The 15,427-nt window shown below is 38.5% G+C and carries 14 protein-coding genes; 10 read left to right on the top strand and 4 right to left on the bottom strand.

Annotated elements, in window-relative coordinates; translation table 11 throughout:
- Positions 1 to 9 precede the first annotated feature (9 nt).
- From B0G92_RS10750 to ygiD, 3 genes are all read left to right on the top strand, one after another.
- The gene (locus tag B0G92_RS10750) at positions 10 to 843 is read left to right on the top strand and encodes a CvfB family protein (protein WP_056066170.1); all 834 of its coding nucleotides are present in this window, start codon (positions 10 to 12) and stop codon (positions 841 to 843) included.
- A 59-nt stretch (positions 844 to 902) separates the two neighbouring features.
- Entirely contained in the window at positions 903 to 1,484 is a 582-nt protein-coding gene (locus B0G92_RS10745) for a hypothetical protein (protein ID WP_101472196.1), read from the top strand.
- Positions 1,485 to 2,047: 563 nt separating this feature from the next.
- Positions 2,048 to 2,881 (top strand): 4,5-DOPA-extradiol-dioxygenase, encoded by an 834-nt coding sequence (ygiD, locus tag B0G92_RS10740; protein WP_056066730.1) that lies wholly within the window; start codon positions 2,048 to 2,050, stop codon positions 2,879 to 2,881.
- Here ygiD and B0G92_RS10735 read toward each other — a convergent pair whose 3' ends face one another.
- The 3 genes from B0G92_RS10735 to B0G92_RS10725 form a co-directional block, all read right to left on the bottom strand.
- Positions 2,882 to 4,108, bottom strand: a complete 1,227-nt coding sequence (locus B0G92_RS10735) for a sterol desaturase family protein (RefSeq protein WP_056066176.1) — start codon at positions 4,106 to 4,108, stop codon at positions 2,882 to 2,884.
- A 244-nt stretch (positions 4,109 to 4,352) separates the two neighbouring features.
- On the bottom strand, positions 4,353 to 4,781 hold the full coding sequence (locus tag B0G92_RS10730) for a PH domain-containing protein (protein WP_101472195.1): 429 nt from the start codon (positions 4,779 to 4,781) through the stop codon (positions 4,353 to 4,355).
- 74 nt (positions 4,782 to 4,855) lie between these two features.
- A complete protein-coding gene (locus B0G92_RS10725; protein WP_101472194.1) occupies positions 4,856 to 5,965 on the bottom strand; it encodes a C1 family peptidase in 1,110 nt (369 codons plus the stop codon).
- Between the two features lie 69 nt (positions 5,966 to 6,034).
- On the opposite strand from B0G92_RS10725, the gene B0G92_RS10720 reads away from it, so the two are divergent.
- The 7 genes from B0G92_RS10720 (at position 6,035) to B0G92_RS10690 (ending at position 12,975) form a co-directional block, all read left to right on the top strand.
- A complete protein-coding gene (locus B0G92_RS10720; RefSeq protein ID WP_056066185.1) occupies positions 6,035 to 6,874 on the top strand; it encodes a 1,4-dihydroxy-2-naphthoyl-CoA synthase in 840 nt (279 codons plus the stop codon).
- Positions 6,875 to 6,918: 44 nt separating this feature from the next.
- Positions 6,919 to 7,437: a PH domain-containing protein gene (locus tag B0G92_RS10715; RefSeq protein ID WP_101472193.1), complete on the top strand. Its 519-nt coding sequence runs from the start codon at positions 6,919 to 6,921 to the stop codon at positions 7,435 to 7,437.
- On the top strand, positions 7,437 to 8,939 hold the full coding sequence (locus B0G92_RS10710; protein WP_101472192.1) for a PH domain-containing protein: 1,503 nt from the start codon (positions 7,437 to 7,439) through the stop codon (positions 8,937 to 8,939). Before B0G92_RS10715 ends, B0G92_RS10710 begins: the two co-directional genes overlap by 1 nt.
- 43 nt (positions 8,940 to 8,982) lie before the next feature.
- Positions 8,983 to 9,930: a 1,4-dihydroxy-2-naphthoate octaprenyltransferase gene (gene menA / locus B0G92_RS10705; protein WP_101472191.1), complete on the top strand. Its 948-nt coding sequence runs from the start codon at positions 8,983 to 8,985 to the stop codon at positions 9,928 to 9,930.
- 11 nt (positions 9,931 to 9,941) lie between these two features.
- Positions 9,942 to 10,619: a metal-dependent hydrolase gene (locus B0G92_RS10700; RefSeq protein ID WP_056066198.1), complete on the top strand. Its 678-nt coding sequence runs from the start codon at positions 9,942 to 9,944 to the stop codon at positions 10,617 to 10,619.
- Between the two features lie 86 nt (positions 10,620 to 10,705).
- Complete coding sequence (locus tag B0G92_RS10695) at positions 10,706 to 11,914, top strand: tetratricopeptide repeat protein (protein WP_101472190.1); 1,209 nt, start codon at positions 10,706 to 10,708, stop codon at positions 11,912 to 11,914.
- An 11-nt stretch (positions 11,915 to 11,925) separates the two neighbouring features.
- Positions 11,926 to 12,975, top strand: coding sequence for an o-succinylbenzoate synthase (locus B0G92_RS10690; RefSeq protein ID WP_101472189.1), 1,050 nt, complete (start codon positions 11,926 to 11,928; stop codon positions 12,973 to 12,975).
- Between the two features lies 1 nt (position 12,976).
- Here B0G92_RS10690 and B0G92_RS10685 read toward each other — a convergent pair whose 3' ends face one another.
- Positions 12,977 to 15,259 carry an acyl-CoA dehydrogenase family protein gene (locus tag B0G92_RS10685; protein ID WP_101472188.1) on the bottom strand — a complete coding sequence of 761 codons (2,283 nt, stop codon included), beginning with the start codon at positions 15,257 to 15,259 and terminating at the stop codon, positions 12,977 to 12,979.
- Positions 15,260 to 15,427 lie beyond the last annotated feature (168 nt).

Below are 15,427 nucleotides of genomic sequence, written 5' to 3'. Positions count from 1 at the left end.
TGAAAAGAAATGATTGAAATAGGAAAATACAATACGCTGACAATTGATAGGGACACGCAAGTCGGATTATTTTTAACCGATGGGAAAGAGGATGTCTTGCTACCCAATAAATATGTCCCGAAAGTATTTGAAATAGGAGAAGAAATAGAAGTTTTCGTATATCTTGACCACGAAGAAAGACCCGTAGCCACAACTTTAAGACCTTATATCCAGCTTAATGAATTTGCGCTTTTGAGAGTAAACTATACCAACCGTATAGGCGCTTTTATGGATTGGGGATTGGAAAAAGACATACTTGTTCCGTTTAAGGAACAGGCCCGCCCAATGGAAAAAGGAAAGCGTTATCTGGTTTTCCTCTACATGGACGAAAAAACAAACCGATTGGTTGCTTCCAGCAAAACCAATCAGTTCTTAAATAATGAAGAGCTTACGGTTGAAGTAGGAGAAGAAGTCGACCTGATTGTTTCTCATATTACGGATTTGGGTATCAATGTTATCATCAACGAACAGCACAAAGGTTTAATCTATAAGGATGAAGTATATGATGACCGAATCAGGACCGGCGACCGTTTACGCGGTTATATCAAGGCCATTCGTCCGGGTAATAAAATTGATGTGGCTTTACAGAAACAGGGTTTTGATGCCGTTGAGCCTAATGCTGAGAAAATCATGGATGAGCTTCGTGCCAGCCGTGGTTTCCTTCGTCTGAACGACAACAGCCACCCGGAAGACATCAAAACGGTGTTGAAAATGAGTAAAAAGACATTTAAAAAAGCAATAGGTGTGCTGTATAAGCAAAAACTGATTGAAATAAAAGAAGACGGGATTTATTTGGTAAAATAATTTAAAATGTAAAAGTAAAGTTTTTACTACTTTTGCCGGCTAAATAAATCAAATCCAAAATGAAAAAAATTTACATTCTGTTTCTTCTCTCTGCCCACACCATTTTTGCTCAGGATTATTCAGTCGAAAAATCAACATTCTCATTCCAAACCGGTTTCTTTGGATTTTGGTTGAATAATGAAAGCAGGCTTTCTGAAAAGGTTACGCTAAAGACTGAGATAGGACTCGATGTTTTTACACAGAAAAATAATGATAATGAGGGGAGTGTCGATTTTGATGCCCTTGTACCCGTAATTACTTTTGAGCCTCGTTGGTACTACAATCTTGAAAAAAGAGGCGCTAAGGGAAAAAATATCCATAACAACGCAGCAAATTTTATTGCTCTTACAGTGAGCTACCATCCGGATTGGTTTGTCATTACGGGAGTTGAAAATGCTTATTTGAATCATCAGGTAGCTGTTGTTCCAAAATGGGCAATGAAAAGAAATATAGGAAAAAGTGATTTTACCTATGAACTTGGTGCGGGTTTAGGATATAATTTTATTTTTAATAAAAAACATCCTTTTGATGATTCCGGTGAAGTTTGGCTTGACCTTCATGCAAGAATAGGCTATATTTTCAAAAGCTCAAGAAAAAAATAATAAAAAGCTCTCTCGATTACGAGGGAGCTTTTTTTGAGATGCTAAGATGCTAAGGTTTTGAGGGACAAAGTTTTTAAGGTTCACAAATCCGCGGTAATTTTCCTAATCCGCATTAATCCGCGTTCTAAAAAAGCACTAAGGTGCTAAGGTTCTGAGGTACTGGTTTTTAAGATTCACAAATCCGCGGTAATTTCCTTAATCCGCATTAATCCGCGTTCTAAAAGAGGTACTAAGGCGCTAAGTTTCTGAAGTACTAAGGTTTTAATCTTCTCAAATCCGCGGTAATTTCTTAAAATCCGTGTTAACCCGCGTTCTAAAAGAGGTCCTAAGGCGCTAGTTTCTGAGGTACTAAGGTTTTAATCTTCTCAAATCCGCGATAATTTCTTTTCCACGTTATCTGCGTTCTAAAAAAGGGCTAATGTTTAAAGGTTCTGACTTTGATTAGATTTTAACTTCCTGACGGTTATTTAGTTTGTAAAAGAATATTTCGTACATTTGTATATACAAATATTAAAGAATTGAAACGTTCGCATTTTATTCAAACAATAACAGGAGGAATAGTTATGGCATCATTACAGCCTTTTTATAATTGGACACAAGACTTAAACGAAGAAGACATAAAACATCCGGTACTATTCATAGGACACGGTTCTCCAATGAATGGGATAGAAGACAATGAATTCTCCCAAAATTGGGCAAAAATGGGAAAAGAAATCCCAAAACCCAAAGCCGTTCTGGTCATTTCAGCCCATTGGCTAACACGTGGTACACACATTACAGCCATGAACAATCCAAAAACAATTCATGATTTTGGAGGCTTTCCACAGGCTTTGTTTGATGTACAGTATCCCGCGAAAGGTAGTCCGGAACTGGCGGCAGAAACAGCCAAACTGATTCATTCTACTAATGTTGGCCTTGACCATGATTGGGGACTCGACCACGGAACCTGGACTGTCGTGAGACATATGTATCCTGACGCAGACATTCCGGTATTGCAGCTGAGTATTGATTACAGCAAACCTGCCCAATACCATTACGACCTGGCAAAACAGATAGCCTTACTTCGCAAAAAAGGCGTACTAATTATCGGAAGCGGAAACATGGTACACAACCTCCGAATGATTGACTGGAAAAAATTACGCGAACCGGAATATGGTTTTGATTGGGCCATAGAAATGAACGATATTTTTAAACAGAAAATCGAAAATAGGGACCACAAAGCCCTGATTGATTACGAAAACCTAAGCAAAGCATCAAAACTGGCTATTCCAACGCCAGACCATTATTATCCAATGCTGTATTCGCTTGCCTTACAGGACAATCAGGAAGATACAGTATTCTTTAATGACAAGCTGGTGGGCGGTTCCTTAAATATGACATCAGTAAAAATTGGCTGATTATCTTTTTGCGCTTTCCATTTGCAGTACCAGATTTTGGTATTTTCGGCTTAGGGAGAACATTTTCTCAGCCGCTATCATGATAATGACCGGAACCAGGAAATATTCAGCAAGATTTTCGATATAAAGCAAATAGGTAGAAAGAATAAAAAGCCTTGAATATTCCAAATAATAAATCCATTTGCGTTGTTCCAGCAAAGCCCCGCAGTTAATTAGTGTAATTATAATAAAGGAAAGCCCGAAAATCTTATCATAAAACCCAAGACTTCCAAAATAATAGGTAAATACGGTCAGGATAAGCGTACTCACGGCAAGCTGTATGTATAAATAATTTCGGAACTTGAGTCGGTGGCTTCTATCAGTTTTGTCTTGCAGGAACCGTTTTTCTAGCATTGGACGAATGTCCTGGTCCATAGCTGCAGGACTGCCAAAAACAGCATCCCATCTTGCCTTAAAACCTTTGGAACGTTTCCATAACTCATATATTTCAAAATAATAATGGAAATGCTGCCATAGAAAGCTGTAGCTTTTCAGCGGATGCGTCAAACCGTACTTTGGTTTTTCTTCTTCTTCCTGAAAAGTTCCAAACATTCGGTCCCAAAAAGTAAACATATCGCCATAATTTTTATCAAGATATTTTTCATCCGAAGCATGATGCACACCGTGAACCGATGGCGTTACGAACACATACTCCAGCCATTTTATACGTCCGATGACCTGTGTATGAGTAAAAAAAGAATACGCACCATGAACCAGTAACATAGTAATTACCATCTTGGGATGGAAACCTAGAAAAGGCAATATGCACCAGAATCCTGTCCTGATGATAGCCTGAAAGGTCGTAATTCTGGCAGCAGCCGTAAAATTAAATTCCTCGCTGTGGTGATGGACAATATGTGCGGCCCAAAAGAAGTTTACTTCATGTCCGAGCCTGTGATACCAATACCAGACAAAATCAGTTGCAAGAATAAGCCCTATCCAAATCCAGAAATTACCGGGAATGTCAAAAATTCGGTAATGCTCATAAATATAATAGAAAAGCTGGTAGAAACTTGCCGCTATAAAAAGATTAATCAGTCGTTCTGCCAGGCCAATGCTGATATTAGAAACAGAGCTTTCATAATTGAATATTTCCGGACGCTTTTTGCGTTGTGCTAATTTATATTCTAAATAGACGAAAAGGAAAAAAGCAGGCATTGCAAATGCCAGAAAATTAATGTTTTCCATACCTCATTATATTTTAGTGGACTTTATAAAAAGCTCATTATTAGAGCTTTTGTATGATAAAGTTATCAAAAAAATATAGAGGAAAGACTAGGCGACTTATCAACCGCTGTTCATAAATTTTCGGAATTCGGCAACATTTTATCGAAACGAAAACAATAAGAAAGATTTATTGAATACTCGATAAAATAAACTTTTCAAAATTGCCGATTACATAATTTTCAAAGAGTAAAATTTAACAGTTTTTCTACTCGATTTCGATGTGCGGATTGATTTCTAACAAGGCATCAATGAATTCCTGCTTTCGTTTCGGCGAAATATAAATATCGTCAAATTTGCCATATTTGATGATAAGTCCTTTGCTGCCCAAAGCTGGTTTAAGCGTTGATTGTACAAACCACTTTTTTTGGTGGACTATTGCATTGATTTTATAAATATCAATTTTTCCGCGAATAGGTCCTGATGTGTAATGGAGGAATGAATTCTTGATGACATATTTAGTGTCCAAAAGAATCCATAGAATAAGAAGGGCACAAAGTGTAACTATGATAATAGGGATAAACATTTCACCCCAGATTTGATTGGGTGTAAAAAAAGGGGTGGCGATTAAAAAGAGAACAATCAGCCACAGCATAGTGACCGTAGGAATATGATGGTCTGAATAAAATTTTTTCATCTTTAAATTTAAGAAAATAGTTCAAACAAAAAAATCGGGATTAGAAAATCCCGACTTATTATTTTATGGAAACGTTAGACGCCTAATTCTTTTTTGGTTTTCTTCAAAAGTCCATCTTTGTGCAATAGTACAGAAATGGCTTTTAATCTTAGGTAAGGAACACTCATGTAGATATAACCGTCATTTCCAAGATTCTTTGAACCCCATGAATTTTTTACCTTATAATAGATATTGCCTTTTTGGTCTTTTACTTTACCAACAATATGCATCAGGTGGTCGTCTGTAGTATTGAAGTTTTCAAATTCCTGCTGGCGGAATTCAGGAGTGATGTTCTTTTCCGGCTTAATTTCAGTAAGAATCGTCTTTTCATCCGCTTCGTTTTCCGGGATTACAGCAATTCCATTTTTTCCGGAAAAGGTTTTTTCACTTACATCGGCATCCAAAGCCAGCGTGTAGCCCTTGTCTAAAGCGTTATCAACGTTTTGTACAAACTCGTCAAGAGGCATATTGTAAAAGCTTCCGTTAGAAAAATTGTCAGGGATATCCAGAATAAAAGTCTTGTAGTAAGGCTCGTTGGTAAAAGAAGTGATTGTCACATAATCTTTAAGATTTAGTTTGGTCATTTCCAGGAAGCTCTTTGGCGTATATTTTTTTCCGTCGTAAGTAAACTCGGTTACATTAGCTCCCATATATTTGTCCAATATGGCTTCAACTTCAGTTTTCCATTTCGGATCCAGTTTTTTGGAAGGGTCGGCATATTTTTTCAGCAAATCTTCCAGTTCTTTTGCCATTTTAGAATGGTCGTGCTTGGTTGCATTTCCTACCAAACCGGAATAGGCTGTCAAAGGCACAAGACCAAATTGCATAGCGCTATTGATAACATCATGGTTTAGACCGCCTTCGCCAAATTGTGCTTTTCCCTGACGCATTACATAATTCCATGCCTTTTTAGGATAGGTATTACGCACATTGTACATTTCAGAAAGGTCGATTTTCCTGCCTGTTGTTCTGATAATTTCAGCTTCTAAGAAAGAAGTAGAAGAAAAGCTCCAGCAGGTTCCGGTAATGTCCTGAGAAATCACAGGAGTCGCTTCTATATCTTTAATGGTTTGGAACTCATACTTTTGAGAATATGCTGAAAAAGCAAATGCAAGCAAAGCAATAGGTAAGAAAGTCTGTCTCATTTAGATTTTAATTTTTGTTATTCGTAGTCTGTAAAAAATGATTTATTTTTACGCTAAAATAGTATAAAAATGAGTTCAATAAACTGGGAAACTGTTAAAGATTTTGAAGATATAACCTATAAGAAGTCCAATGGCGTTGCCAGGATAGCTTTTAACCGTCCGGATGTAAGGAACGCTTTCCGTCCAAAAACGACAAGCGAACTCTATCAGGCTTTTTACGACGCACAGGAAGATACCTCCATTGGTGTTGTCCTGTTATCTGCTGAAGGACCATCTTCCAAAGATGGTGTATATTCCTTTTGCAGTGGTGGTGACCAAAAGGCTAGAGGACATCAGGGCTATGTGGGCGATGACGGAATGCACCGCCTTAATATTTTGGAAGTGCAGCGTTTAATCCGCTTCATGCCAAAAGTAGTCATTGCAGTAGTTCCGGGATGGGCCGTTGGAGGCGGACATAGCCTTCATGTGGTTTGCGACTTGACATTGGCAAGTAAAGAACATGCTATTTTTAAACAGACGGATGCAGATGTAACAAGTTTTGACGGAGGTTATGGCTCGGCATATCTTGCAAAAATGGTTGGGCAGAAAAAAGCAAGGGAGATTTTCTTTTTAGGAAGAAATTATTCGGCACAGGAAGCTTTTGATATGGGAATGGTCAATGCTGTAATCCCTCATGCTGAATTAGAAGATACAGCCTACGAATGGGCTCAGGAAATTTTGGCCAAATCGCCAACTTCTATAAAAATGCTGAAATTTGCCATGAACCTTACAGATGATGGAATGGTCGGACAGCAGGTTTTTGCAGGAGAAGCAACGCGTCTGGCTTATATGACAGACGAAGCCAAAGAAGGAAGAAACGCTTTCCTGGAAAAAAGAAAACCAAACTTCGAAAAGAAATATTTGCCATAGCCCCACAAACAAAGCATCCTAACTTATAGAAACCCCTAACTGCGATGGAATTTACAAATGAAACCATTGACATAAACCAGCTTCCAAAATTTGAGGAAGTGCACTTTTCGCCACTGAATAAGAATTATATCAAGGTAGTCTACATCAATATTGCTATTGTTTTATTGATTATAGCTATTGGAATTGGTGTACTGATTTATTTCAATGAAGATTTTCAGAATACTCAGACCTATCTGGTTTTTGGAATTTCGTATGCGGTTTTTGCGCTGATTTTATATTTCAGTTCGGTTATGGCTGTGAAAAGACGTGCTTTTGCTTTAAGAGATAAGGATATCCTTTACAAAAGAGGTTTGCTTTCAACCACAACCACCGTAATGCCTTTCAACAGGATTCAGCATGTAGCAATGCATGAGGGTGCTTTTTCCAGAATATATAAACTGGCACAGATTCAGATATTTACGGCAGGTGGAAACACCAGCGACGTGAAAATTTCCGGAATTGAAAAAGAAAAAGCAGAAAGCATTAAGGAACTGCTGATGCAAAAAATCCAAAACCACATCTGATGAGGCTTGATTTTACGACACCGCAACGGCAATCGGTTACGGGAATCATAGTCATGTTTGCCGACACTTTTCAGGGTGTTGTCCGTGCCATGTGGGTTCCTTTATTGCTAATTCTATTTAAGCTTAAGCAAGACCAATATCTGGTTGTTGGACTCGGTTTTTTAGGATTGGTTGTACTCACCCTGGTGATTGGCTATTTGAAATACAGGAATTTTACTTTCTATCTGGACGAAGAAAAGCAGGAGTTTGTATTGAGAAAAGGTGTTATCAACAAAAGCAGAATCAGTATTCAGCTTTCCAAAATCCAGCAGGTTGACATCAATCAGTCCATAATCCAAAAAATAATTGGTGTCTATAGCCTGGATATTGATACGGCAGGAACCGATAAAAAAGAAATCAGCATTCGGGCAATCGACCAAAGATTGGCATTGCTACTTAAAGAAAAATTACTTGATTATGGCAATAAGGAGGAAGAAGCACTTGACGATAATCAAGAAGTAATAAAAGAGTCAAAAACCTTTCTTAAAATAAGTTACAACACTTTATTTAAAGTAGGAATTACATCCAATTACGGGCGGACCATAGCGCTTTTAGTGACCTTTGTCATTACGCTTTATCAAAGTTTTAAAGATGCGATTAATGCGTTTGAAATCGATGAGAAAGAGGTAGATACTGTTTTTGAAAGAGGAGCAGGTTTCTTTTCTGCCGGAATTTTAATTTTCGGATTGTTGGTTTTGGTATTGCTCATCAATATTGTCCGAATCTTTATCAAGCATTTTGATTTTGTAATGATTAAGCAGAAACAGTCACTGGTCATCACATCCGGATTGTTTGCAAAGAAGAATACGCTGCTCAATCCTGATAAAGTCCAGATTACATCCTATAGCCAGAATTATTTCCAGAAAAAATTCAGGATATTGGATATGAATATGAAGCAGGCGTCGAGTGATGAAGTAAAGGAACAGAAGAAAAAAAGTAATGCAATTGAAATTCCGGGCTGCAATACGGAAGAAAGGGATGAAATTCTTAGAATTATCCTCGGAAAAATTCCGCAAAAGGGAAACCAATACCGCTCCAATTTTCGCTACCTGATTTTCAGAACATTTTCTGCTGTTGCTTTTCTGGCCGTTATTTTAACCCTTTTGCATTATGCAGAAATTGGAAATATGGGCCTGTATATTCCGCTTGTTTTTGTATATTTATGTCTTATAAGCAGCCTGATTTATTTTGGTTATAGAAACCATGCACTGTATGTAAATCAGGACTTTATCATAAAAAGACACGGAGCCTGGGATGTGGAACACGAGATTATAGAGCCGCATAAAATCCAGGCGATTACTGCCAAACAATATTTTTGGCATAAAAGTGCCGATGTGGGGCACTTGATTTTGCATACGGCTGCAGGTGACGTAGACTTTAGATTTGGAGATTTCACTCATATAAAACAATTGGTCAACTATTGGCTGTATCAGGTGGAGACATCCGAAAAGAACTGGATGTAACTTTGCCTGAAAAAGAAACACTATTTACGAATAAACACTAAAAATGAAACATTGGGTAGAAGCAGCACGTCTGCGAACATTGCCACTTTCGGTATCAGGAATTATTGTGGGGAGTATGTATGCTTTGGCATATCCGACAGCCAATGTGCTGACGCCGACCGAAGTTTTTAACTGGCAGCTATTTGGCTTTGCCATCCTGACAACACTGGGACTTCAGGTACTTTCCAATTTTGCAAATGATTATGGTGACGGAATCAAAGGAACCGATAATGAAGACCGGATTGGTCCGAAACGGGCAATCCAAAGCGGCGTAATTTCGCCACAAGCCATGAAACGGGCCATTATCATTACTTCTGTACTGACTTTTATTTCAGCCGTTTTGCTGATTTATTTCGCGTTTGGCGAAACGAATATAGGTTACTCGATTTTCTTTTTAATATTAGGCCTTCTGGCTATTGCCTCGGCTATCCGATATACAGTTGGGAATACGGCTTATGGCTACCGTGGTTATGGTGACCTTTTTGTTTTTGTGTTTTTCGGGTTGGTGAGTACGCTGGGTGTTAACTTTTTATATTCTAAAGAGTTGGACTATAAACTTTTCCTTCCGGCTATAGCGATAGGTTTTTTGAGTGTAGGAGTACTAAACCTCAACAACATGAGAGACGAAGAATCGGATAGAAAATCAGGTAAAAATACTATTGTTGTGAAAATTGGCGGAGCAAAAGCAAAAAAATACCATTATTTTCTGGTAATTTCTGCCATGATTTTGGTGCTTGTTTTTGCGGTGTTGAATAATTTTCAGTTTGACCAGTATATTTTCGTCGTGGCTTATTTCCCATTAATCAGCCATTTGATAACGGTGTATAAAAATAAAGACCCTAAAAAATTAGACCCGGAATTAAAAAAACTGGCAATCAGTACTTTTCTTTTGTCAGTACTGCTTTCATTATGCCTGATTTTTTTCCTTTCGGATATTATTGTAAATAATTAAAATAAAAAACTATGAAAATTACATTCTACGGACACGCAAGCCTCGGTATCGAAGTAGGAGGCAAAAATATCATTGTAGACCCCTATATAACTGCAAATGAATTGGCAAGCCATATCAATATTGAGGAACTTAAAGCCGATTATATTTTAGTGACGCATGCACACGGTGACCACGTACTCGATGTAGAGGCTATTGCCAGGCGTACAGGGGCAACCATTGTTTCAAATGCAGAAATCGCATGGTATTTTGAAGCAAAAGGACTAAAAAGCCATCCAATGAACCATGGCGGAAGCTGGAAATTTGATTTCGGAACTGTAAAATATGTGAACGCCATTCATTCCAGTTCGTTTAATGATGGCAAATATGGCGGGAATCCTGGCGGTTTTGTGATTGAAGGCGAACATAAGAATATTTATATTGCCGGCGATACTGCCCTGACTTTTGACATGAAGCTCATTCCATTAAGAACCAAACTAGACTTGGCTATTTTTCCGATAGGAAACAATTTCACAATGGATGTTGAAGATGCCATTATTGCTTCTGATTTTGTGGAATGCGATAAGATTTTAGGTTGCCATTATGATACTTTCGGTTATATCAAAATCGATAAGGAAGAAGCCAAAAAGAAATTTTTTGACAGAGGAAAAGACCTGATGCTATTGGAAATCGGGGATTCCATCGATATTTAATACAAATAAAAAAGTAAGGAAAAAGGATTTTTAGTCCTTTTTCTTTTTTTTATGCTCTGGGAGCAACTAATGAATTATTTGCAAAAATGCTTACACGAAAAATTACGTTTCTTTTGTTTTTGGTTTTAGCCCAATCTGCTTTCTCACAGCAAGATGGCTATTGGGATAAAGAGCGCGCTACAACAAAAGAAATCATTGTCTCGGCCGGAGAAAAGATAACGGTAAAGACGGAAGACCTGCCAATGGGTACAACAGAAATTGTTTACAGAATTACAATTCTGGATGAAAACCAGCAAATGGCAAACAGTCTTAGTTCGCTCTTAAAAGCAATACCAGACCCAAGCGGTATTAGTCAGGGTGCTGCCGGTGCTGTGTTTCTGACTTCTAAGATTTCCGGTGATGATAAATGCAAATACGGAATATTTTCAAGCAATGCCTTTGCAAAAGAGTATAAAGAGAAAGGGAAAACAGACAATGCCTGCCTTTTTCAGAATAGTCCGGTAAACAAAGAAGCCAGACGACTTTCTATAGACAAATCTTCCTGTTTAAAAACAGGACAGGAGTACTTGTGGTTTGGCTTTGAAAGTATGAACTGGATTATGAAACAGAAAATTGTCCTTGAAATCGTGCCATGGGTTGATAATAAGCTGAGCCGGGGCTGGACATTGGAAAACAGGCAGACAATTATCAGGCAGATTAAGGCTTCTGACCTGGCTAAGAAAATGCTGAATGCGGATGATTTCTCGCTTTGCATTCTCGAAAAAATGCAGAAGCGCTATAAATTCCAGGAATTCCAGAATCTTTTGGCAATTGAGAAAAACAAAGCCTTTAAGGATTTTGGCAATGCCTGTCTTTTGGAAAAACCGGCAAACAAATCGATATTGACTGCTATAAGACTGGATGCGATGCAATATTTTAAAAACAGGAAATACGAACAGGCAATTGATTTGTTACAGACCGGGATTATGGAGAACGGAAATGCCTCTGTATTGGATTATAACGCTTTGGGGCAATATTATTTGTATTCCAAACAGTTTGACAAAGCAATGAAGGCTTTAAAAGAAGGAGAAGGCAAGGATGAGTCGGAATTGCTTATTCAATTGAATATGGCGCATGTATATTTGCTGAAAGGCGATTACAAAAAGGCAAAAGAAATCCATAAAAAATACAGAGGGCAAAACGTTACTCCAACCTTGTCGTGGAAAGCCAGAACCCAATTTGATTTTGATGACCTGAGAAAGGCAGGATTTGTAAGTGATGATTTTGACAGGATTTTAAAACTGCTTGAAGAATAAACAGATTGACTATGCTAAAAGCGTCCTATAAAAAGTATATTCTCGATTTTAAGCGTCCATCAGGCACTTCCCGAGGCATAATGACCCATAAAGAAACCTGGTTCCTTATTCTGGAGGAAAATGGCAAACTGGGAATAGGTGAGTGCGGTATTCTGAGAACGTTAAGTGCAGACGACAGGCCGGATTATGAAGAAAAGCTAAAATGGGTTTGTGAAAACATACATCTTGGAAAAGAAAAGCTTTGGGAAATGCTCCTCGAATTTCCTTCGTTACAGTTTGGAGTTGAAATGGCTTTCCTGTCATTAGAAAGCGAAACACCTTTTTTATTGTTCCCTTCCGATTTTACAAATGGCAAAAAAAACATCCCGATTAATGGTTTGGTATGGATGGGTGAGCCTGCTTTTATGAAGTCGCAAATCGAAGAAAAACTGGCTGAAGGATTTCATTGCATAAAGCTCAAAATAGGAGCCATAGATTTTGAAAAAGAACTCAGGTTATTGCGCTTTATACGCGAAAACTATGATGATTCTACAATAGAAATCCGGGTTGATGCCAATGGCGGATTTACTTCAAGTGAAGCTTTGTTTAAATTAAATCAATTATCTGAATTTAAAATACATAGCATAGAACAGCCTATACAAAAAAATCAACATGACAGTATGTCAGAGCTGTGTAAAAACGCTCCCTTTCCTATTGCCTTGGATGAAGAGTTGATAGGTGTCTTTGATTATGCTCAAAAAGAAGCCCTGTTACAAAAAATCAGGCCGCAATATATCATTTTAAAACCAAGTCTTATAGGTGGTTTTAGAGGTTCTGAGGAATGGATTGCATTGGCCGAAAAATACAATATTGGTTGGTGGGCCACCTCAGCTTTAGAAAGCAATATTGGTTTGAATGCCATTGCCCAATGGACGTTTCAAAAACAGAATCCAATGCCTCAGGGTTTAGGCACAGGAAGTCTTTATACCAACAATTTTGATTGTCCGCTTGAAGTAAAAAAGGGTGAGTTGGTCTATAATCCGGATTTGGATTGGAATATTGACCTGCTGCTAAAGGCTTGATTTATTGTTTTGTGACAATAGGCGCGCTCAAACAGCTTTCCGGTATATTAAAAGCATTGACCAAAGGCACGGCATTCTGCCTGATTTCCCAGCATAATTGATTTACCGATTTCCGTATTGCTTTTGTTTTTACGCCTTCCATATACCCCTGTTCCAGATACCAGCTGGCATTTTTTTCAAGTGTTGAAAGTGCGTAAAGTTGACAGAGTTTTTTCAAAACAGCCTTGCAACCTTCGTCTTTTGTGTTTTCAACCTGTAGCTGGAACTGTTCTAATACAATTCTTTCCAGATAGGCCTGACTTACGTTTATCAAGTGATGTTGTGCGATATTAAATGCGTCAAAAGAATCCAGGCCGCTATTCAGCAGCTTTTTGATGCGTTTTGCGGCAGAAGCCTGTATTTCTTTTTCACGGAAAGTAAATGCATGGATATGAAATTCGCTGTCAATCAGATGGTTTTCATCTGTATTCCTTGTGGCAAAAGGATTTTTATAAGTGATGGAAGTCTTGGCCTGGTCGACTACATAATTGAAAAGGCTTAGCACATTCATTTCTCCAAACTGATTTCTAAACTCGGTAAGTCGGTTTTTAGCCACCAGATTCATCAGTACGGTATTATCACCTTCAAAAGTAGTATAGACTTCGGTATCATTTTTCAATGCATCAAACCTGTTTTCAGACAAATAGCCTTTTCCGCCACAGGCTTCACGGCATTCCTGAATCGTATCGCGTGTATTCCAGGTGGAATAGGCTTTCATTCCGGCAGCCAGTGCTTCAATTTCCTGCATTTCGGATTCCTGTCTTTTAACAAACCGTTGCGTGACATATTGCAGTGCAAAATGGACAGCATATGATTTTGCCAGATAGGGCATCAATCTGCGCTGGTGTATCCTGTAGTTTAAGATAGGTACTTCAGAGCCTCCCTGTGGTCCAAACTGCCTTCTTTGGTCGCCATAGCGTATGGCAATCGTTAAGGCCGATTTTGCGGCGGCCAGGGCGGAACGCGGAACGCCAATTCTTCCACCTACCAAAGTGCCGAGCATGGTGAAAAAGCGACGGTTATCACTGGCAATAGGACTTACAAATTGTCCTTTGCTGTTGATGGATGCGAACCTGTCGAGCATATTTTCTTTAGGAATGATGACATTGTCAAAGTAAATAATTCCATTGTCGACACCGTTCAGGCCCATTTTATGACCGCAGTCTTCAATTGTTATGCCTTCCAGCACATTGTTTTTTGAATCGCGTATAGGCACGATAAAAGCATTAACACCATGGTCTTTGCCGTCAATGATTAGTTTTGCAAATACGGTTGCCATTTGTCCGTCACGGGCCGCATTACCAATGTATTCTTTTCTGGCGAGCTTGTGTGGTGTGTTTATTGTGAAAGTCTTTGTTTTGTGGTCGTAAATAGCTGTCGTTTCCAACGATTTAACATTAGAGCCATGATTGGTTTCTGTCATGGCAAAACAACCGGGAAGCTTAAGCGAACCAATGTCTTTCAGGTATTTTGCATAATGTTTTTCTGTTCCGAGTGATTGGATGCTCATTCCCCAAAGTCCAAATTGCACTCCAAACTTGATAACGAGGCTCAAATCGTGGTAGCTAAGGGTTTCCATAATAGAGAAGTAGGCTTCAATATCATCCTGTCCTCCGTGTTTTTTGGGATAGGCGGTAGCTCCAAGTCCTTCCTTGGCAAGTATCTTGCACCATTTCAGGACCTTTTCACGATAGACTTCAATATCAGTAGAGGTTTCGTATTTGAAAGTGGGACGGCTGATTACCTTCTTGACGGTATTGATGATTTCAGCTTGGTTTCCGTCTAATATTTCGGTTAGTTTTTCAACTGAAAAAGTAGCCTCGGTACTATATTTTGAAGTAATGGTGTCATGTGTTTCCTTAAAGGCGTAAACTGCTTCGTTACTAATGATTCCCAATGATTTCTCCAGATTTTGAAGATAGAAATAAAGCGGTTTTAGTTTTTCATTGCTGATTTTAGGGTCGTCAAGCAATGCGAGTTTTAGGGCAATATCCGTAAGCGATTCCTCTTCACTGTCTTCATTTACGGCTTTTTTTATAGAGTCCTTCCATTCGAGAAGCTCTGTTCTTGTTGGCGGATTGTCAATGTTTATTTTAGAAAGCAGTTCTTTTTTGTCTGCTTTGGTCAGCCAATCCTGCGAATTAATGGATTCTTGGAGCAGGGTAGCTTCTTTTTCTGTGAGTACATCATCAGACCAGGCAATATAAAATAAGGGTAGGAAAGAGTTTAAAATTGGATTTGTCATAATGTAAAATTCTAAGGGAAATGATATTTCCTTAAAATTAAGCAATTATGGCGGTTTTGGATTTTAAATGTTTGTTAATTGAGTGCTTTTGGGCAAACAAACTTTCGCCTCTGTGACTTTGTGAGCAATTTTTCACGCAAAGCCGTAGAGGCGCATAGGATAAACCCG

This window comes from Flavobacterium lindanitolerans, assembly GCF_002846575.1.
Lineage (GTDB): Bacteria > Bacteroidota > Bacteroidia > Flavobacteriales > Flavobacteriaceae > Flavobacterium > Flavobacterium lindanitolerans.
The sequence above is the reverse complement of the archived record's forward strand: the minus strand, read 5'-3'. Positions and strand labels throughout refer to the sequence as shown.